The sequence below is a fragment of the Duganella sp. Root198D2 genome (assembly GCF_001428585.1).
GTDB lineage: Bacteria > Pseudomonadota > Gammaproteobacteria > Burkholderiales > Burkholderiaceae_D > Rugamonas.
The window spans coordinates 93646-111924 of record NZ_LMIC01000050.1 but is presented as its reverse complement, the minus strand read 5'-3'; the positions used below and the strand labels follow the sequence as shown (position 1 = coordinate 111924).

The window sequence follows — 18279 nt, the reverse complement described above, 5'->3', positions numbered from 1 at the left end:
CTTGTTCTTGCGAGCGGAGGCCTTGCGACCGCGCCGCCAAAGGGCGCGTGCAATGCAAAGCCGGAGGTACTGCTGCGAAAGGTCAAGCGGAAGGCGGGGCGCGCGACGGCGGCGCATGGGATCCTTGCTGCGGCAGCGCTGCGGGAGCCTGCAATGCAGGCTCGGTGCGCGATGGCACCATCAGCGCCAGCATCACGCCGGCAGGTGGCGGCGGCACTGCGGGCAGGTCGGCCTGCACCATGCAGTAGCCGCATTTCTGCGCGACGTGGTGGGCTTTCGGCTGGGCGTGGCAGTGCGTGACTCTGCTACCGCCGCAAGCTACGGAGAGCAGTGTGGACAGCGTTGGCGCGGAGACGGCCAGCAGCATCGCAAACAGCGCGATCCTGACTATCCCGGCAATCCGTCTCCTGCTCCAGCCCATGGTGGCTCCCAAAATGCTAATCAATAGAGCGCATTGTAGGTACACGTTTCATGGGGCGATATGCCCTGGATCAAGTTTTCGCTTGCCCGCAGCGGACCGGCACTGATATCTTAAATCTTTCAGCCCTGACAACGCGCTATGGATCACCTAGTGGCTTTCGAGTTAGCAGGATTGTTGATCGGCCTCTCATGCCTGCCCAACTGGCTTATCGCTCGATGGTACGCGGCGCATGGCGCAAGGCCAGCGCTCAGGCGGGCCGCCGCCATCAATGGCGTCCTCGCCTTGATCGGTATCAGCCTGGTCGCCGGCTCGGTAGCGCTGGAATTAAGGCAAGCCAAACCCCTGCTCACTTATGCCTTCGGCTTGCTGGGAGTCGCGGGCTTGCTGGTCTCAGCGGCGCTTCACACTTTCGACGAGGAGTAGATCCTGATGACGCGGCGCACCGGGCCGCCTTCCGATGGCGGCGGCGGCGGCAGCGGCGAATCGCCGCAACCGCCGCAGGAACCGCAGCCGCTGCTGCAGCTCGATTCCGTGTTGAAGAAGCGCGCCAGCTTATCCTGCGGCAGGCCGCGGCGCGACAGGGCGTAGACGATCTGCTGGCGCCATGCGTCAGGCAGGTATTTCCTCGCCGCGTGCAGCGCGGCAGCGGCCACGATGATGCCGACGATGATCTCCTGCCACATGGTTCAGCCTCCGAGCGCCAGGGCGACGCGGTAAGTGATGAAAGTGGCGCTGTACGCCAGCACGAACATATAGCCCGCCATCAGCAGCGGATACTTCATCGAATTGGTTTCGCGCCGCACCACGGTCAGCGTGGACAGGCACTGCGGAGCGAACACGTACCAGGCCAGCAGCGCCAGCGCGGTCGGCAAGCCCCAGCTGGCCTGGATCACCGGCAGCAAGGTATTCGCCAGCTCGTCGCCGGTCTGCGACAGCGCATACACGGTGCCCAGCGCGCCGACAGCCACTTCACGCGCAGCCATGCCCGGCACCAGCGCAATGCAGATCTGCCAGTTGAAGCCGATTGGCGCGAAAATGAATTCCAGCGCGCGGCCCAGCATGCCGGCCACGCTGTAGTAGATCGGCGGATGGGTCGCGCCTTCCGGTGCGCCAGGGAAGCTGGACAGGGCCCACAGCAGCACCATCAGGGTCAGGATGGTGGTACCGACGCGCATCAGGAAAATCTTGGCGCGCTCGTACAGGCCGATCGCCAGGTTGCGCATATGCGGCCAGTGGTAGGCCGGCAGCTCCAGCATCAGCGGCTGGTTGCGTTTGGCGCGCATGGAGCGCTTCATGACCCAGGCCACCGCCATGGCGGAGATGATGCCGGCGAAGTAGAGGCAGAACAGCACCAGGCCCTGCAGATTGAACAGCCCCCACACTTCGCGGTCCGGGATGAAGGCGGCGATCACCAGCGCATACACAGGCAGGCGCGCCGAGCAGGTCATCAGCGGTGCGATCATGATGGTCACGATGCGGTCGCGCGGGTTCTGGATGGTACGCGCCGCCATGATGCCCGGAATCGCGCAGGCGAAAGAGGACAACAGCGGGATGAAGGCGCGGCCCGACAAGCCGACTCCGCCCATCAGGCGATCCAGCAGGAAGGCTGCGCGCGGCAGGTAGCCGCAATCTTCCAGCACCAGGATGAAGAAGAACAGGATCAGGATCTGCGGCAGGAATACCAGCACGGCGCCGACGCCGCCCAGCACGCCGTCCACCAGCAGGGAACGCAGCACGCCGTCCGCCATATGGGTCTTGAGCATCGCGCCGAGGTGTTCGACGCCGCCACTGATCATGTCCATCGGTACTGCGGCCCAGCTGAACACGGCCTGGAACACGCAGAACATCAGCACCGCCAGGATGATCGGGCCCATCAACGGATGCAGCACGAAATGGTCGATTTTCTCGGAGCGGTTGCCGCGGTCGTCGGCGTCTTTCACGGCGACCGACAGGATGCGGCGCACTTCGCGCTGGGTCTCTTCCACCGATACGGCGTCGATGGCGGACAGCGGGTTGGCCACGCTTTCATGGAACGGCCACAGGCCATCCAGCGCATCGACCAGGGCTTTCTCGCCGCCGCTCTTGACGGCTACGGTCTGCACCACCGGCATCCCGAGTTCCTGCGACAGCCTGGCCGCATCTACCACGATACCGCGCTTCCTGGCCACGTCGACCATGTTCAGGCACAGCACCATCGGCAGGCCGAGGCGCTTGATTTCAAGCACCAGGCGCAGGTTCAGGCGCAGGTTGGTGGCATCGACCACGCACACCACCACGTCGGGCGAGCGCTCGCCTTCGCGCAGCCCGGCGACCACGTCGCGCGTGATCATTTCATCGGGGGTATGGGCCGACAGGCTGTAGGCGCCCGGCAGGTCGAGCAGGCGGTACTGGTTGCCTGCTGCGGAAGTGAACTGGCCTTCCTTGCGCTCGATGGTCACGCCGGCATAGTTGGCGACCTTCTGGCGGGCGCCGGTCAGGCGGTTGAACAGTGCGGTCTTGCCGCAATTCGGGTTGCCCAGCAGGGCGACCATTGGCTGCTGCGCGACGACTGGCGCGGCCTTTTCTACTGCACCCATTGCATTTATTCCGGTTGGATCGAGATCAGCGCTGCTTCAAAGCGACGCAAGGCAAACGTGGCATTGCCTACTTTAATGGCGAGGGGCTCGCCGCCTGGCATGCCGCGCTTGAGCATGCGGATGCGCTCGCCAGGCACGAAGCCCAGCTCCATCAGGCGGCGCGCCAAGTCGGCGCCATCCTCGGTATCTTCTGGATTGCCCGGAGCGATATGGATCACCGTTCCGCTCTGCCCCACCGGCAGGGAATCAAGCTTGATCAAGGTAGGAGCAAGGGTCATGGCGAACTTTCCAGGGCGAAATACGACTTCGCCATTATAGATGAGAATTTAAATGAGAATTGTTCTTGAATAGGCTTGCATTGTAGCCCTGTTCGGGTAGAATGGAAACCGTAATGATAATGATTCTCATTGCGAGGATCGCAATCTTAGCCAGAAGGTAATTTTCGAAATGATCGTTTGTGTCTGCAACAACATCTCTGATCGAGAAATCCGTCAAGCCATAGATATGGGTATCAGCTCCATGGACGAGTTGCGCGAAGCGCTCGGCGTGGCCACCTGCTGCGGCAACTGCCTCAGCTATGCGGTGGAAGTGCTGGACGAACATCTGGGCAGCGGAATACAGGAGACTGTGCTCAAGCGCCCAACACTGACCGTGTAAGGAGCGCTTTATGCAATCGATGACTTTCCCGGCTGGCGGCGAGTTCGGCGCCGGCGTTGGCGGCGCCAAGCTGACCAAGATCGCAGCGGTTGTCGCCTTGCATGCAGTCCTCGGTTATGCCTTTATCAACGGCACGATGCACCGCCTGGTGGACCGTATCCCTGAAGTGGTCAACGTCACGTTTGTGGCGCCGCCGCCACCTCCCCCGCCAGCCTCGCAGCCAAAGACGGTAGAAATCGCGCAGAAAGCGCCTTCGATTACCCCGCCGCCGCTGCCGATGCTGCCGGTCGTGATCGAAAACACCATTACCCTGCCGCCTTCGCAGGCGCGCGTGACTGAGCCCGCTCCGGCAACACCGGTCGCCGTGGCGCCGGTTGCTGCTGCGCCGGCAGCACCTGCCGCAGCGGCTGGCCCGCGCGTGATCTCCTCGGTGGAATATATCCGCGCACCGCAGCCGGTGTACCCGTCGGTGTCGCGCCGCATGGGCGAGCAAGGTGTCGTTACCTTGCGCGTGCTGGTGAATGAGAAGGGTTATGCCGAGCAGGCTTCGGTACAGAAGTCGTCCGGCTCCAACAACCTGGACGAAGCCGGCCGCGCCGCCGTGATGCGCGCGCTGTTCAAGCCGTATGTGGAAGATGGCAAAGCGCAGTCGGTCTATGTAGTAGTGCCGATTAATTTCCAGATGTCTTAAGAACCGGTAAACCCGGGTCCGACCCAAGGGTCGGCCCCGCCTAAGCAAACGCCGCGGCTTCTTTCGAAGTCCGCGGCGTTTCCGCATCAGTGCCAGGCACTTGTGCCTGACACTGCCTTACCGGTTTTAGAGGTCAGCCCACATCCGCAACAGGTTGTGATAATGGCCGGCCAATCCAACGGTAGCCTCATCATCCCCATGCGCGCCGCGCAGCTTCTGGATATTCTGGTCCAGCTCAAACAGCATGGAACGCTTCCAGTCATCGCGCACCATCGACTGCGTCCACAGGAACGAAGCCACGCGCTCACCGGCAGTCACCGGATTCACGCGGTGCACACTGCTGGCCGGGTAGACGATCGCATCGCCCGCCGGCAGCTTGACCTCATGCGCCCCGTAACTGTCCATCACGGTCAGCTCGCCACCCTCATACTCATCCGGCTCCGACAGGAACACCGTGGTGGAGACGTCCGAACGCATCACATCCGACGAACCCGCCATATGGCGGATCGCACCGTCGATATGCAGGCCGTAATTCTCGCCGCCGGTGTAGCTGTTGAAGTACGGCGGCAGGATCCTCAGCGGCAGCACCGCCGAATAGAACAGCGGGTTCTTCGCCAGCGCCTTGATGATGATATCCCCGAGTTCCAGCGCCAGCGGCGTCCCTTCCGCGATCTGCCGGTTGCGCTTGACCTGCGCCCCCTGCGATCCCACGCTGGCGCGGCCGTCGATCCATTCGGCGGCGGCCAGGCGTTGGCGGAAGTGTTTCACTTGCTCCGGCGTCAGCACGCCGGGGATATGCAGCATCATATTAGTAGCGGAAGTTCGCAGTCAGGATTGCGGTACGGCCCACGCCCACACCGGCATAGTGGTTGGAGCCCACCTTGTCGTAGTACAGCTTGTCCGTCAGGTTCTGGATGTTCAACTGCAGGCTGATGTTCTTGTTTACATCATAGCTCGCCATCGCGTCGTAGCGGGTGTAGCCCGGCACGAATTTGGTGTTGTTGATGTTGCTCCATACCTTGGACACGGCATTCACGCCGCCGCCAATCACCAGGCCTTGCATCAGGGTGTAGGAAGTCCACAGCGAGGCGCTCTGCTTCGGCGTTGCCGGGAAGGCGTTGCCGTTGAACGGGGAAGCTGCCCACACTGGAGCCGCAGTCGTGCCAACGTTCACGAAGCCATTGTCGTCCACTTTGGAATCGAGCCAGGTATAACCACCGAAGACCTGCCAGTTGGCGGTCAGCGCGCCGCTCACGCCCAGTTCAATGCCTTTGACGGACTTCTTGCCGACGTTCTGGGTGGTGCCGTCCACGTTGGTTACGCGGGCGTTGTTCATCTTGCTGGAGAAGATGGCGCCGCTGATCGACAGTTTGCGCGCCAGGATTTCCCACTTGGTGCCGAGTTCGAAGTTCTTGCTGTCCTGCGGCTTCAGGTTCTGCACGGTGGTCGAAAGGGCGTCCACGCCGTCGCCGCCGTCATTGCCTGGCGGGGTGGAGGAAGTGCCGTACGAGACGTAGATGCTGCTGTTGGCAGCCGGCTTGTACACCAGGCCCGCCTGGTAGTTGGCGAAACTGGATTTGTTTTCCGCGTCAATCGCTGCCACTACCGGCGTTGCGGCAGTGTTGGCATTGGTGTGCAGTTTGGTGCGGAACTCGTCCCAGCGCACGCCCACGTTCAGCAGCCATTGCGGGTTGAATTCGATGGTGTCGAAGCCGTACACCGAGCGCGAGTTGCTGTGTACATTGGTGTTGTTCGGCGCCACGCTGCGCACCTGGCCGACAGTCCATGGATCGAACGGATTCGGGTTGGCCAGGGTGGTGCAGTTGTACAGGGTTGCCGCGCCTGCGGTTGGGCAGGTGGTGGTCTTGGTCAGCGGGTTGTTGGTGCCTGGGGTGAAGTTGTAGGTCGCGCGGTCGGTGACTTCGCGGCTCACTTCGACGCCGGTGGTGAAGCTGTGCTTGACGCCGGCAGCCACCAGCGAACCGGTCAGGCTGGACGCATTGGCCAGCGATTCGGTCTCCGCATTGCGGCTGTTATGGCGGCGCCATACGGTACCGTACAGCACCACGTTGCCCTTGGAGTCGTCCGGCAGCGTGTATACGTATTCGTTGCCGGTCTTGCCGTAACGGGTCACGTTGCGGAAGGTCAGGTTGTTGCCGAACTCGTGCTTGATGTCGATCGTGCCGATGTCCGACTTGGTGTCGCGGAAATCGCGGTCGACCAGGCCGTAGAAGGTTTCGCTCGGCACGTTGACCGGCTTGCCGACGCCGTTTTTGGCCACGTTGGGGCCGGTGGTGAACGGATTATCGAATGGCACGCCGGCGTCAGGCAGTTCGCTCGACTTGTAGTGGTAGTAGCTCAGGTTGACCTTGGTCGGACCGGCCAGGCCGAAAGCAACGCTCGGTGCGAAGCCCCAACGGTCGCCGTAAATTTCATCGTGGTGACCGGCGACATGGTTTTCGTGGCCCATCAGGTTCAGGCGCACGGCGGCGTTATCGCCGATGGTGCGGTTCACGTCGGCGGTAACACGGCGGTATTTCGCCGTGCCCAGGCCGACGCTGGCGTTGCTGAAGTTTTCGGCCTTGGCGGATTTGGACACCATATTGATGCCGCCGCCAGCGGAGGAACGGCCGCCGTAGGCGGAATTCGGGCCCTTCACGACTTCGATCTGCTCCAGCGCGAAGATCTCGCGCGACTGGGAGCCGCTGTCGCGGATGCCGTCGATATAAGTGTCGGTCTGGGCGTTGTAGCCACGGATGAACAGGTTGTCGCCCACCGGCTGGCCGCCTTCAGCAGCGCCGACGGTGATGCCTGGCACGGTGCGCAGGGCGTCGGTCAGGGAAGTGGCGCCGGTCTGGGAGATGACCTCGGCCGGGATCACGGTCACCGATTTCGGGGTATCCAGCAGCGGGGCGGTGAATTTGTCGGAGGCGGATTTCTTGACCTGGAAATCGCTGCCATTCTGGCCGGTGACGACCACTTCCTGCATTTTTTGCTCTGGGGCAGCGGTGTTGGTATCGGCTTGTGCTACTGGCATCACCAGGGAGGCGGCGATGGCGGCGAGCGTAGCTGGCGCGTGCTTGCGGCTCTTAATATAGGACATGGACAGCTCTGAATTGTTGGAGTAAAACGCAAATGATAATAGTTTTCATTTACATTAGCAATGTCGTTAGCAATCCTATGTTGCCCCCATGACTAGGTTGGCGCCCTGCTTCGTGGCAAAATGCCATTATTCCCAACCAAATAAGAAGGCAACCCCATGAAGGGCGACAAAGACGTTATCCGTCTGCTGAACGCACAGCTGACCAACGAGCTGACGGCAATTAACCAGTACTTCCTGCATGCACGCATGTACCGTCACTGGGGCTTCGACAAGCTGGGCAAGAAAGAGTACGAAGAGTCGATTGGCGAAATGAAGCATGCCGACCGCCTGATCGACCGCATCCTGATGCTGGATGGCCTGCCCAACCTGCAAGCCCTGCACAAGCTGCTGATCGGCGAAAACACCGAAGAAATGCTGGCCGCCGACCTGAAGCTGGAAAAAGGCGCGCATGTGACCATCAAGGAAGGCATTGCGCAATCGGAAAAAGTCGGCGATTACGTATCGCGCGACCTGCTACTCGATATCCTCAAGGATACCGAGGAGCACATCGAATGGCTGGAAACCCAGATCGACCTGATCGGCAAGATCGGCATCCAGAACTACCTGCAATCGCAGATGTCGGACGCTGAGTAATGCCAGGCCAGAGTCCGGAGTTGCTGCGCCGCCTGCTGCGCGCAAAAGACCGGATGGACGCCGCCTCGCACGAGGAATGGCCGGTAAGCCGCCTGGCGCAGGTGAGCTGCGTCTCTGCAACTCACTTCGCCCGCTCTTTCAAGGAGGCTTTCGGCCTGCCTCCCCATCGCTACCTGCTGACACGGCGCATCGAACGCGCGGTGACGCTGCTGCGTGAAACCGGCTTGCCCATCACCGACATCGCTTATTCCACCGGCTGGAACAGCATTGGCACCTTCGGGCGCACTTTCCGCGATATCACAGGCAAGAACCCGGGCGACATCCGGGAACAGGTGCGCGCCGAAGCAGAGCAGGCCGGCCGGGTTCCAGCCTGCGTGCTCAGCGCTGCGCACCGCCCCGACCTCACAATGGCAGTTTCGGAGAAGCGGCGCCAGGAAAGCGTCCCTACAATGGAGTCTCACTTAAAGGAGACCACCCCATGACCCAAGGTATTCAAACTGTAGGCTTGTATGTTCGTGACCAGGATGAAGCGCTGGCTTTCTATGTCGACAAGCTCGGCTTCAAGGTCCACACCGATGTGCGCAACGGCGACTACCGCTGGCTGACCGTGCAGCATCCTGACCAGCCTTCGTTCCAGCTCGGCCTCTACGTGCCAGGCGCACCAGTGCACGATGCGGCAACTGCGCAAGCACTGCATGCGCTGGTCGCCAAAGGCGCCATGCCGCCGATGGTGCTGGAAGTCGAGGATTGTTTCGCCGTCTACGACAAGCTGCACCAGAAAGGCGTGGAATTCACCCAGGAGCCGGTGGAACGCTACGGCACAGTGGATGCCGGCTTCCGCGACCCGTCCGGCAACGGCTGGAAAATGATCCAGACCCGCCGCAAGGTAGCCGCAGCTTAATCCAGGCCCCAGGCTGAGCGCCAGGGCGCGTAGAACGCCGGATCCGGCGATACCGCGCCCGCAATGCCGCACACTGCGCCGGCAAAGGCATTGGCGCGCGCCAGGACCAGCGGCGTCTCCCAGCCGCGCGCGCGGCCCGCCAGGAACACGGCGGCAAACGCATCACCCGCCCCCACCGAATCGACGAACTGCGCCGGCTTGCTGGTGCAGTGATCGACCACCCGCGTGCCATCGGCGCCGAAAAACATGGCGCCACGCTCACCCAGCGTGACCAGCAGGCCCTGGAGGGAAAAGTTGTGCATCATGGCGCGCGCTTCCGCCTCAACGGCGGCGCAGTCCATGTCGACCGTGTCGGGGCAGGTGTGGCAGTACCACGAGAACAGCGCCTGCAATTCGTCCTCATTGACTTTCACGATATCGGCTTGCTGCATCGAGTCAAACACCACAGATTCGTCCGCCCCGTCGCGCAGGTTCAGGTCGAGGAAATGTTCGGCATCGTCCGCGCCGGCCAGCACCGCATTGAGCGCAGCGCGCGAAGCAGCTTCGCGCTGGGCCAGGGTGCCAAAATAGACCGTGTTGGGAGAGAAGGCGCGCATCACATCGACTGCGGCCGCCGTCTCGATATGGTCATAAGCCTGCTCCGCCAGGATGTGGAAGCGGTGCCCGCCATTGCCATCGCGTTCGACCAGCACGCGGCCGGTCGGTTGCCGGCCATGCTGCAAGCCTTCGGCGCTCATGCCGAAGGCCGCAAACGCATCGCGCACCTGGTCGCCGTAAGCGTCATTGCCGACACGCGTCACCATCAGCGCAGGCAGGCCCAGGGCCGTAAGATTGCGCGCTACATTGAAGGGGGCGCCGCCTACTATCTGCTGGTCGCCAAAATCATCCAGGAGGGCTTCGCCAAATACCAGTACTCGCTCTGACATTGCTGCACTCCCCCATGTTGTTCGGCTCGGGCTATTTTAGCAAAACTGCCTCCTGGCGCGAGGAAGCTTCTGCCAGCGGGCGCGCCGCGCGCAGCTTGACAAACAGCACCGCCACGGCAGCACACAGCAGCAGCGCGCCCGCCAGGCGCACGACATTGGCGGGGTCGCCGTGCAGCAAGCTGCGGTAATACAGTGGCAAGGTGAAAATCTGGATGATCATGGGAATCACGATGAACATATTGAAGATGCCCATGTACACCCCGGTGCGCTCAGGCGGAATGCTGCCGGCAAGCATCACATAGGGATTACCCATGATGCTGGCCCAGGCCAGGCCGATGCCCAGCATTGGCCACAGCAATTGCAGGGGTTCTCGGATCAGCGGGATGCACAGCATGCCGGCGCCGGCTGCCGCCAGGCAAATGCTGTGCGTGATCTTCGGGCCGAAGCGGCGCGTGAACGGCACCAGCGCGAAGGCGGCAATGAAGGCGACAAAGTTGTAGAACGCTCCCACCTGCCCATTCAACAGGCCCGCTTCGCGGAAGCCTGCCGACGCCGGGTCGGACGTCTTATAGATGGAAGACGCCAGCGCCAGCATGATGTACTGCCAGTAGCAGAACATGGCGTACCACTGGAACAGCTTGACCACGGCCAGTTGCTTCATGGTCGGCGGCATGTCGCGCAGCGCCTGCGTGATTTCCTGCAAGGTATGGCGCCAGCCGGTCGGCTTCGCGCGCAACTCCGCTTCTTCCTGCGGCGACAGCGGCAATTCAGGCGTGGTCCGGCAACTCCAGAGTACCGAGGCAATCGAGATCACGGCACCCAGCAGGAAGGCGCCGATCACGGTATAAGGAATGTGGTGGCTGTTGACAGCGTCGCGGCTGGTGCCGAGGTAGACCAGGATCGAGGGCGTAAGGTAGGCCAGGGTCTGGCCCAGCCCCGTGAATGCGCTCTGGGTCAGGAAGCCGAGCGAATGCTGGCGCACGGCCAGGCGGTCGCTGACGAAGGCACGGTACGGCTCCATCGTCACGTTGTTGGCCGCATCAAGGATCCACAGCAGGCCGGCGGCCATCCACAGCACGGGGCTGAAGGGCATGGCCAGCAGGCCAAGGCTGCAAATCATGGCGCCAACCAGGAAGTAAGGCGTGCGGCGGCCCCAGCGCGTGACGGTACGGTCGCTCAGGGCGCCGATGACGGGCTGCACCAGCAGGCCGGTGACGGGGCCGGCCAGCCACAGGTAAGGCAGGCTGGCTTCATCGGCGCCCAGGTATTTGTAGATCGGGCTCATGCTGCTCTGCTGCAGCCCGAAGCTGAACTGGATGCCGAAGAAGCCGATGTTCATGTTGACGATCTGCCGGAACGACAGATGCGGTTTGTGCTGCATCATCGCGTCGCTCCTTCCGCTGCCGCCTGCCAGCGCTGGGTCCATGGTTCGTAAAACGCCAGGTCTTGCGGCACAGCGCCCGACAGGCTGCACACGGCGCCGGCGAAGGCGTTGGCGCGCGCCATGGTCAGCGCCAGGTCCCAGCCTTGCACATGGCCGTGCAGGAAGACGGCGGAGAAGGCGTCGCCGGCGCCTACCGTGTCGACCAGTTTGTACGGTTCCTCGTTGCCATGCTCGCGGATGATGCGGCCATCCGCAGCAATATACATCGCGCCGCGCGGCCCGAGGGTGACAACCATGGCCTGCAGCTTGAATTTTTCGATCAGCAGCGAACAGGCCGGAGGCAGTTCCGGGTCGTGGGCGCGCACCAGTTGCGGCCCGTTTGGCGCGTACCAGGACAACAGCGCCGCCAGTTCGTCCTCGTTGACTTTCAGGATGTCGGCGTGGCGCAGCGACTCATAGACACTGCGCTCGGTGTACTGGCCTTCGCGCAGGTTCAGGTCGAGGTAGCGCGTGGCCTGGCTGGCGTCCAGCAGTTCGATCAGTGCAGTGCGTGAAGTCAGGTGGCGTTGCGCCAGGGTGCCGAAGTACAGCACTTGCGGTTTGGCCGGGGCGAAGGCGGCGCGCGCGGATTCGGCCTCGATATGGTCATACGCCTGGCCGGGCAGGATGTGGAAGGCGTGGCCTTGCCGGCCGCGCTCCACCACCACCCGTCCGGTGGGCCAGGCGGGATCGGTTTGCAAGCCCCATTGCGGCATGCCGTAGCGCTCGAATTCCGCGCGCACGGCGGCGCCGTTGGCATCCTGCCCGATGCGGGTGATCATCAGGGCTGGCGTGCCGAGAGCGGCCAGGTTGCGCGCCGCGTTGAAGGGGGCGCCGCCGACTACCTGTTCGCTGCCGAAATCATCGACGAGGGCTTCGCCGAACATTGCCACACACATGGCTGTCTCCATCATTGTTGTCAGTTATCGCGTAGAAGCCATTGCATGGCCCATGGCGCCAAGGTGATTTCCCCGGACAGCGTGCGGCGCTCGATGGTATCGCTCCAGTGGCCCTGCAACGTGAACGGCTGCGGCTTGCCCGAAAAATTGTATAGCGCGAGGAAACCCGGGCCGCGCTGCAGCGCCAGCACTGGCGGTGCCGATGGCAGCAACGCGCGCGGTTCACCCGCCGCCAATGCCGGGATGCGCTGGCGGGCAGCCACCAGGGCTCGCAAGGCAGCGTAGACGCGGCCCGCTTGCGTGCTGCTGTCGTGGCGCTCGGAGAAGCGCTGTTCGTCCAGCAAGGGGCGTTGCAGCCAGCGGCTGTCCATCGCGCGATCCGGGCGCTGGCGGAAGCTGTAATCATTCGCCTGGCCCAACTCGTCGCCCATGTACAGTACCGGCAGCGCGCCAAAACCGAGCACCAGGCCATGCAGCAGCAGCAGGCGCCGCAAGGCCAGCGTTTCCGCCTCCACATCGCTCGCAACTTCCAGTCCGGCCAGGCTGGCTGCCATGCCGTTGCTGCCGTGCGCGGCGTGGGGATCGCTGCTCTGGAACGCTTCGCCGCGAGCGAAGCTGCCGTTCGCACCAGCGAAGAAACGCGAGATGGCGGCCAGGCGCGCCTGAGGGTCGCCCGCCTCCGATGCCTCCGCACGCAGTACGTTCCAGCCGATGTCATCGTGGCAGCGCACATAACTGAGCCAGCTCGCATTCGGCGGCAGCGGCGGCGTGCCGGCGACCACGCTGCGTACCAGTGCTGCATCCTGTTCAGCCAGCGCGCCCCAGGCGGCCGCCATCAGGCTGCTGTGATAGGCGATATGGCATTCCGGCTGCGCGGGCTGGCCAAAGTATGCAGGCAGTTCGCGCATCGGCACGATGGCCTCCGCCTTCAACAGCACGCCTGGTGCCGCAATGGAGGCCAGCGCACGCAGGGCTTGCAGGATCAGGTGCGCTTCCGGCTGGTTCATGCAATTTGTGCCCTCCCGCTTCCACAGGAATGCCGTGGAATCCAGGCGAAACACCTCTACTCCCCGGTTGGCCAGGCGCAGCAAGGTCGCTGCCATGGCGGCAAACACTTCCGGGTTCGACCAGTTCAAATCCCACTGGTAGGGATAGAACGTGGTCCACGCCCAGCCGTCCAGCGCCGGCACATGGGTGAAGTTGCCGGGCGCCGCCTGCGGGAACACCTGGCCCAGCGTGCGTTCGTAGGAATCAGCTTGCGAACGGCCCGGGAACACGTGGAAGAACTTGCGCAGGCGCTCGTCGCCTTCGCGTGCGCCGCGCGCCCAGTCATGATCGTCCGCCACATGGTTCAGGATGAAGTCCGCGCACAGGCTGATGCCCGCGCTGCGCAATTTTCCGGTCAGCGCCTCAAGGTCGGCATTGCTGCCGAAGCGTGGATCGACCTCTTCGAAACTGGCGACGGCAAAACCGCCGTCATTCTCCCCTTCCCGCATCTTCAGGAACGGCAGCAGGTGCAGGTAGCGCACACCCAGTTCCTGCAGGTGCGGTATGCGGGCTGCCACGCCGCGCAAGTCGCCGCCCAGCCGATCGACGTAACCGCAGTAGCCAAGCATCTGCTGCCCGAGGAACCAGTCCGGCTGCGCGGCGCGCGCCGTATCCAGCGCGGCCAGCTCCACGCCGCGCGCGCCATGCAATTCGCCGACGGCGGACAGCAGGCTGCCATACCATTGCTCGAATCCGTGCGCCTCGCCGTACAAGCGATGCAGGCAGCTGTGCAGCGCCGGACCGTGTGCCGCATAGCGGCGTGCAGCTTCCGGGCGCAGCGGCTCCGGCACGGCGCCGAGCAAATGGTGGATGGATGAAGACATCGGCATTGCGGTTTCCAAATCAGAAGGAGTAGTTCAGGCCCATCTTCACGGCACGGCCGCCGATCGAACGCGCGGCATGGCCATCGCCCTCAACCTCGGTGTAGCCGATCTTGTTGGACAGGTTGTTGACGCTCAGCGACAGGCTCAGTTGCGTATTGAACTGGTAGCGTGCGAACAGGTTCACTGTGTGGAAGGCTGGCATGTTGATGGTGTTCGCATCGTCCGCCCACGAACGGCCGGTGCCAACCACGCTGCCGCCCACGGTCAGCGGACCGGCGTTGTAGCTCGGCGCGACCTGGTAGGTAATACGGGCCTGGCGGCGCGGCGTGCGGCCGATGGTGGACTCCTGCCCTGCGGCTGCACCCACGATCTCGGCATCGGTCCAGGTCAGGCCGCCGTTGATGCGGAAGTCGCCAAGGCCCCACGCCGCTTCCAGCTCGGCGCCTTTGGCGTCGTAGCGGTTGGCAGTACTGATCTGGGTCGTGGCTTCGAAGTTCGATTCCGCAGTCTTGGCACGGAACAGGGTCAGGAAGGCGCTGGTACTGCCGGAGCGCCATTTCACCCCGCCCTCCACCTGCCGCACGGTGTTGATATTGATCGGCGCACTGCCATCGAGCGGAGTGCCGAACAGGATGCGGTCTGCGTTGAAAGCCACGCCATCGCTGACACGGGCAAACAGCGCCAGGTCGCGATTGAGCTGGTAATTGCCGCCCACCGAGTACGAAGTGTGGTGGATCTTGTAGTCGACCAGTTGTTCGTTGGCCGGCTCGTACGCCAGGCCATTGGCGGCGATATTGGCACTACCATTGGCACGCTGGCGATCCTGGCGCACGCTGGCGTCAAAGTTCAACGGCCCCTTTTCCCAGCCCACGTTCAGGTAGGGCGAGAGCAGCTTGTACTCCATGTCCACCGCGCGCATGCAGCAGCCGCCGAAAGCCGGGCCGACATAACCGGGGGTGGCCGACGCGGTCTGCAGCAAGGCAGGCTTGTCGCCCGTGAGCTGCATCAGGTACTCATTGAAGTTCCAGGTCAGGCCCAGCTTCTGCAGCGAGGTGTACAGGCCGCCGGTGGTGGTCAACCTGCCGCCGTTGATGGCGAAGGTCTTGGCCAGCTTCAGGTCGTTCAGCGTGTTATCGGCATTGTCGATCGACGTATTGAACACCACGGCGGAGAAAGCCATGCCGTTGTAGGCCTTGCCCTTATCAGGGCCGCTGGCAATGATGTAATTTCCGGCCACGCCATTATTGGCGGGGAAGACGCCGAGGAAGCGGCCGCTGTTGTTCGACTTGCGGAAGCTGTCGCTCAGCGTGATGCCATTGCCCAGATCGAAGGAAGCGGCAAGGCCGAAGCTGTCGCTCTTCACGCGCAGGCCGTCGTTGACGTTGCTGGATGCCTTGCCATTTTCCCTGGTCAGCGCAATATCGCGCGTCCAGTATGGCGAATAGAAGGTGGTGTCGCGCGGGTCGATGCCGGGGATTTCGCTGATGCGGCCATTGGTCACCCGTACCGGTACCGGCAACGCCGTCGGCGCCTTGTCATCCAGGTGCTTGAAGGACAGCCTGATCCAGCCATTCGCCAATTCCTGCGTGATGTTGCCGCGGACCTGGCCGCCTTCCTGCGTATTCATGCCGGTGTTGCGCTGGCCTTCGCCGCTGCGGTAATGGCCGCCGATGAAGAAGCGGGTCCTGTCGGCCAGGCGCCCGCCGTAGTCGAAGTCGTAGCGGGTTTCGTCGTAACCCAGGCCGCGCTGGATGCCGATATTGCCGCCCTGCTGTTCGCCGGTCTTGCTGATGAAGTTGATGATGCCGCCCGGCGAATTGGTGGCCAGGGTGGAGGCGGAACCGCCGCGCACCACTTCCAGGTGATCCAGCGCGCCGTCGATCTTCACGTAGCTGTCCGGTGTGATGAAGTTGAAATCGCCTGATTGCAGCACGGGCAGGCCATCCTCCTGCATCTGCACGTAGCGTGCACCGCCGGCGGAAATCGGCACGCCGCGCACGGTGATATTGGCATTGCCTTCGCCGCCCGAGGACTCGGCCCGCACGCCGGGCACAGAGCGCAGCACTTCGGCGGCGCTGGTTGGGGCGGACAGGGAAATGGCTTCCGGTTCCATCGTGCTGACCGAGACGCTGGAACGCATTTTTGAGCTGCGGCTGGCGGTACCTGTCACCACCACGCGCTCGAGTTTCAGGCCGTCCGCCTGGGCGGCAGCCTGGCCATCGGCAGCTGAGGTTTGCGGGGCGGCTTCCTGCGCGAATGCAGGGTGGGCGAATGCAGCAGCGATGGCAGCAGCCATGCAGCCACGCTGGGCTGTACGTAAAACCATTGTCTCCTCCGTTGATCGGGCTTATTCATCGGCCATTTGGCCGCGTCTGTTTATCTGCAGATGCCTCATTATTCATCAGCTTTTTGCAAATTGCAATCGATTGCAAAGATTATTTGCAAAACGCCAGTGCGCGAGCAATTTACGCAATGCAAACGGTTGTAATTAAAGCGAACTGGCGCGCTGAATCAGGGAGGTAGGGAGTTCGATCGAGTGGGCCGCCTGGCCTTCGGTCTGGGCCAGCAAGGCCGCCACCATGGCACGCCCGGCTTCCTGCACGGGCTGGCGCACCGTGGTCAAAGGAGGATGGAAATAGGAAGACAGTTCGATATCGTCGTAGCCGACCACCGCCACCTCGCCCGGCACCGAGCGTCCTTGCTCGCGCAAGGCGTTGATGGTCATCATGCCCAGCAAGTCGGAGCAGGCAAACACCGCGTCGTACTGCACGCCGCGCCGTGCCAGTTCGGCCACAGCTTCACGCCCACCCTCCGGCAGGAAGGAGGCGGCCACGCACAGTTCGGGCTTGATCGCGATGCCGGCCGACTGCAAAGCCGCGCAATAGCCGCGATAGCGCTGTTCGACTTCGGGCAGGCGCGTGTCGCCGAAAAAGGCGATGCGGCGCCGCCCCTCTGCCAGCAAATGCCCGGCAGCCAGGCGGCCTCCGCTCAGGTTATCGCCGCCCACCGTGCAATACAGTTGCTGCGGCAGCTGCGCGCCCCACACCACCAGCGGCACATGGCGCGCCGCCATTTCGTTCAACTGGTCGTGATGGCCCCACTGGCCGATCAGGATGATGCCGATCGCGCGGCCGGTATCGAACGGCGTGGCAGCCGTGTCGAGCTGCTCGGCATCGACGCGCGAGAGCAGCATGTCGAAGCCCTGCTCCGTCAGCGCATCGGCCAGGGAGCCGATCATCGACAGGAAGAAGGGATCGGAAAGGCTCTGGTGCACCTTGGTGTCGGACGGCACCACCACCGCCACCGAGCGGTTCTGCTTCAGCCGCAGGTTCTGCGCGCCGACATTGATGGTGTACTTGAGCGAACGCGCCAGCTCCATGATGCGGGTGCGCGTTTCCTCGTTGACCAGCTTACTGCCGGCCAGCGCACGCGATACCGTGGAGGTGGACACCCCCGCCAGGCGGGCAATGTCCGCCATCTGCAGGCGTTCCTGGGACGGTGGCTTGGCTGCCATGCGGGGCGGCGCTTACGCCTGCGGTACGGTGTCTTTGAAGGATTGGCGCTCGGACAGCTTGTCGAACAGGCGGCCCAGGTTCGGATGCCTGCTGCGCCAGTCGATTTCCGGGAAGCGGAAGCTCAGCCAGCCCAGGCAGCAGCCGACAGCGACGTCGGCCAGCGAGTAATGGTTACCGGCGCACCAAGGGTCGTCATCGAGTCGCTCGGCCATGGAAGCCAGCCCCAATTCCACCTTGAGCATCTGGCGTGCGATCCAGGATTCACTCTGCAGCTCTTGCGGGCGCTGGTTGCGCTCCAGGCGCATCAGCACGGCGGCATCGAGCACGCCGTCAGCCAGCGCTTCCCAGCACTTGACGTTGGCGCGTTCGCGGCCATTCGGCGGCAGCAGCTTGGACACCGGCGACACCGAATCCAGGTACTCGACGATCACGCGCGAATCCTGCATGGCATAGCCGTCTTCCATGATCAGGCATGGCACTTTGCCAAGCGGATTCAGTTTCTGGATGGTGGTGTCCGGCGCCCAGACGTTTTCCAGTTCCAGTTGATAGTCGAGTTTTTTTTCCGCCAGGACGACACGAACCTTGCGTACATAAGGGCTGGCGAGAGAACCGATTAGTTTCATAGATGCTGAAAGTGGAGAATTAGACAACAGTATAGCATCG

The 18279-nt window shown here is 63.0% G+C and carries 19 protein-coding genes; 6 read left to right on the top strand and 13 right to left on the bottom strand.

Annotation, left to right across the window (positions count from 1 at the left end; all coding sequences use genetic code 11):
- Positions 1 to 82 precede the first annotated feature (82 nt).
- Positions 83 to 421, bottom strand: a complete 339-nt coding sequence (locus ASE26_RS27390) for a DUF2946 family protein (protein WP_156398101.1) — start codon at positions 419 to 421, stop codon at positions 83 to 85.
- Positions 422 to 571: 150 nt separating this feature from the next.
- Between ASE26_RS27390 and ASE26_RS27385 the strand changes: the two genes are divergently transcribed.
- On the top strand, positions 572 to 844 hold the full coding sequence (locus ASE26_RS27385; protein ID WP_156410022.1) for a hypothetical protein: 273 nt from the start codon (positions 572 to 574) through the stop codon (positions 842 to 844).
- Here ASE26_RS27385 and ASE26_RS27380 read toward each other — a convergent pair.
- From ASE26_RS27380 to ASE26_RS27370, 3 genes are read right to left on the bottom strand one after another with little or no spacing between them, the layout of a single operon-like run.
- Positions 823 to 1104, bottom strand: a complete 282-nt coding sequence (locus tag ASE26_RS27380) for a DUF6587 family protein (protein ID WP_055934247.1) — start codon at positions 1102 to 1104, stop codon at positions 823 to 825. The two genes, ASE26_RS27385 and ASE26_RS27380, sit on opposite strands and share 22 nt — an antisense overlap.
- 3 nt (positions 1105 to 1107) lie before the next feature.
- Positions 1108 to 2997 carry a ferrous iron transporter B gene (locus tag ASE26_RS27375; protein WP_055934249.1) on the bottom strand — a complete coding sequence of 630 codons (1890 nt, stop codon included), beginning with the start codon at positions 2995 to 2997 and terminating at the stop codon, positions 1108 to 1110.
- A 5-nt stretch (positions 2998 to 3002) separates the two neighbouring features.
- A complete protein-coding gene (locus ASE26_RS27370) occupies positions 3003 to 3275 on the bottom strand; it encodes a FeoA family protein (RefSeq protein WP_055934251.1) in 273 nt (90 codons plus the stop codon).
- 169 nt (positions 3276 to 3444) lie between these two features.
- Here ASE26_RS27370 and ASE26_RS27365 point away from each other — a divergent pair, with 169 nt between their 5' ends.
- Together ASE26_RS27365 and ASE26_RS27360 are read left to right on the top strand one after the other, a co-directional pair.
- Positions 3445 to 3654: a bacterioferritin-associated ferredoxin gene (locus ASE26_RS27365; RefSeq protein ID WP_055934253.1), complete on the top strand. Its 210-nt coding sequence runs from the start codon at positions 3445 to 3447 to the stop codon at positions 3652 to 3654.
- A gap of 10 nt (positions 3655 to 3664) precedes the next feature.
- On the top strand, positions 3665 to 4345 hold the full coding sequence (locus ASE26_RS27360; RefSeq protein ID WP_057247308.1) for an energy transducer TonB: 681 nt from the start codon (positions 3665 to 3667) through the stop codon (positions 4343 to 4345).
- A gap of 126 nt (positions 4346 to 4471) precedes the next feature.
- Here the strand turns inward: ASE26_RS27360 and ASE26_RS27355 are convergent, their stop codons facing one another.
- Both ASE26_RS27355 and ASE26_RS27350 read right to left on the bottom strand, forming a co-directional pair.
- The gene (locus ASE26_RS27355; protein WP_055934257.1) at positions 4472 to 5152 is read right to left on the bottom strand and encodes a Fe2+-dependent dioxygenase; all 681 of its coding nucleotides are present in this window, start codon (positions 5150 to 5152) and stop codon (positions 4472 to 4474) included.
- A 1-nt stretch (position 5153) separates the two neighbouring features.
- Positions 5154 to 7448 (bottom strand): TonB-dependent siderophore receptor, encoded by a 2295-nt coding sequence (locus ASE26_RS27350; RefSeq protein ID WP_055934259.1) that lies wholly within the window; start codon positions 7446 to 7448, stop codon positions 5154 to 5156.
- Positions 7449 to 7604: 156 nt separating this feature from the next.
- Between ASE26_RS27350 and bfr the strand changes: the two genes are divergently transcribed.
- From bfr to ASE26_RS27335, 3 genes are read left to right on the top strand one after another with little or no spacing between them, the layout of a single operon-like run.
- On the top strand, positions 7605 to 8081 hold the full coding sequence (gene bfr, locus ASE26_RS27345) for a bacterioferritin (protein WP_055934261.1): 477 nt from the start codon (positions 7605 to 7607) through the stop codon (positions 8079 to 8081).
- Positions 8081 to 8563, top strand: coding sequence for a helix-turn-helix domain-containing protein (locus ASE26_RS27340; protein WP_055934263.1), 483 nt, complete (start codon positions 8081 to 8083; stop codon positions 8561 to 8563). The genes bfr and ASE26_RS27340 overlap by 1 nt, the downstream gene beginning before the upstream one ends.
- The gene (locus tag ASE26_RS27335; RefSeq protein WP_055934265.1) at positions 8560 to 8982 is read left to right on the top strand and encodes a VOC family protein; all 423 of its coding nucleotides are present in this window, start codon (positions 8560 to 8562) and stop codon (positions 8980 to 8982) included. Before ASE26_RS27340 ends, ASE26_RS27335 begins: the two co-directional genes overlap by 4 nt.
- Here the strand turns inward: ASE26_RS27335 and ASE26_RS27330 are convergent.
- The 7 genes from ASE26_RS27330 to ASE26_RS27300 form a co-directional block, all read right to left on the bottom strand.
- The gene (locus ASE26_RS27330) at positions 8979 to 9908 is read right to left on the bottom strand and encodes a PfkB family carbohydrate kinase (RefSeq protein ID WP_055934267.1); all 930 of its coding nucleotides are present in this window, start codon (positions 9906 to 9908) and stop codon (positions 8979 to 8981) included. The genes ASE26_RS27335 and ASE26_RS27330 overlap by 4 nt on opposite strands.
- Positions 9909 to 9939: 31 nt before the next feature.
- Complete coding sequence (locus tag ASE26_RS27325; RefSeq protein WP_055934269.1) at positions 9940 to 11292, bottom strand: MFS transporter; 1353 nt, start codon at positions 11290 to 11292, stop codon at positions 9940 to 9942.
- The gene (locus ASE26_RS27320; RefSeq protein ID WP_055934271.1) at positions 11289 to 12230 is read right to left on the bottom strand and encodes a PfkB family carbohydrate kinase; all 942 of its coding nucleotides are present in this window, start codon (positions 12228 to 12230) and stop codon (positions 11289 to 11291) included. The genes ASE26_RS27325 and ASE26_RS27320 overlap by 4 nt, the downstream gene beginning before the upstream one ends.
- 20 nt (positions 12231 to 12250) lie before the next feature.
- Positions 12251 to 14107, bottom strand: a complete 1857-nt coding sequence (locus tag ASE26_RS27315) for an alpha-amylase family glycosyl hydrolase (protein WP_055934274.1) — start codon at positions 14105 to 14107, stop codon at positions 12251 to 12253.
- A 13-nt stretch (positions 14108 to 14120) separates the two neighbouring features.
- A complete protein-coding gene (locus tag ASE26_RS27310) occupies positions 14121 to 16427 on the bottom strand; it encodes a TonB-dependent siderophore receptor (protein ID WP_055934276.1) in 2307 nt (768 codons plus the stop codon).
- 162 nt (positions 16428 to 16589) lie between these two features.
- Positions 16590 to 17615: a LacI family DNA-binding transcriptional regulator gene (locus ASE26_RS27305; protein WP_055934279.1), complete on the bottom strand. Its 1026-nt coding sequence runs from the start codon at positions 17613 to 17615 to the stop codon at positions 16590 to 16592.
- Between the two features lie 12 nt (positions 17616 to 17627).
- On the bottom strand, positions 17628 to 18239 hold the full coding sequence (locus ASE26_RS27300; protein WP_055934282.1) for a glutathione S-transferase family protein: 612 nt from the start codon (positions 18237 to 18239) through the stop codon (positions 17628 to 17630).
- Positions 18240 to 18279: the final 40 nt, after the last annotated feature.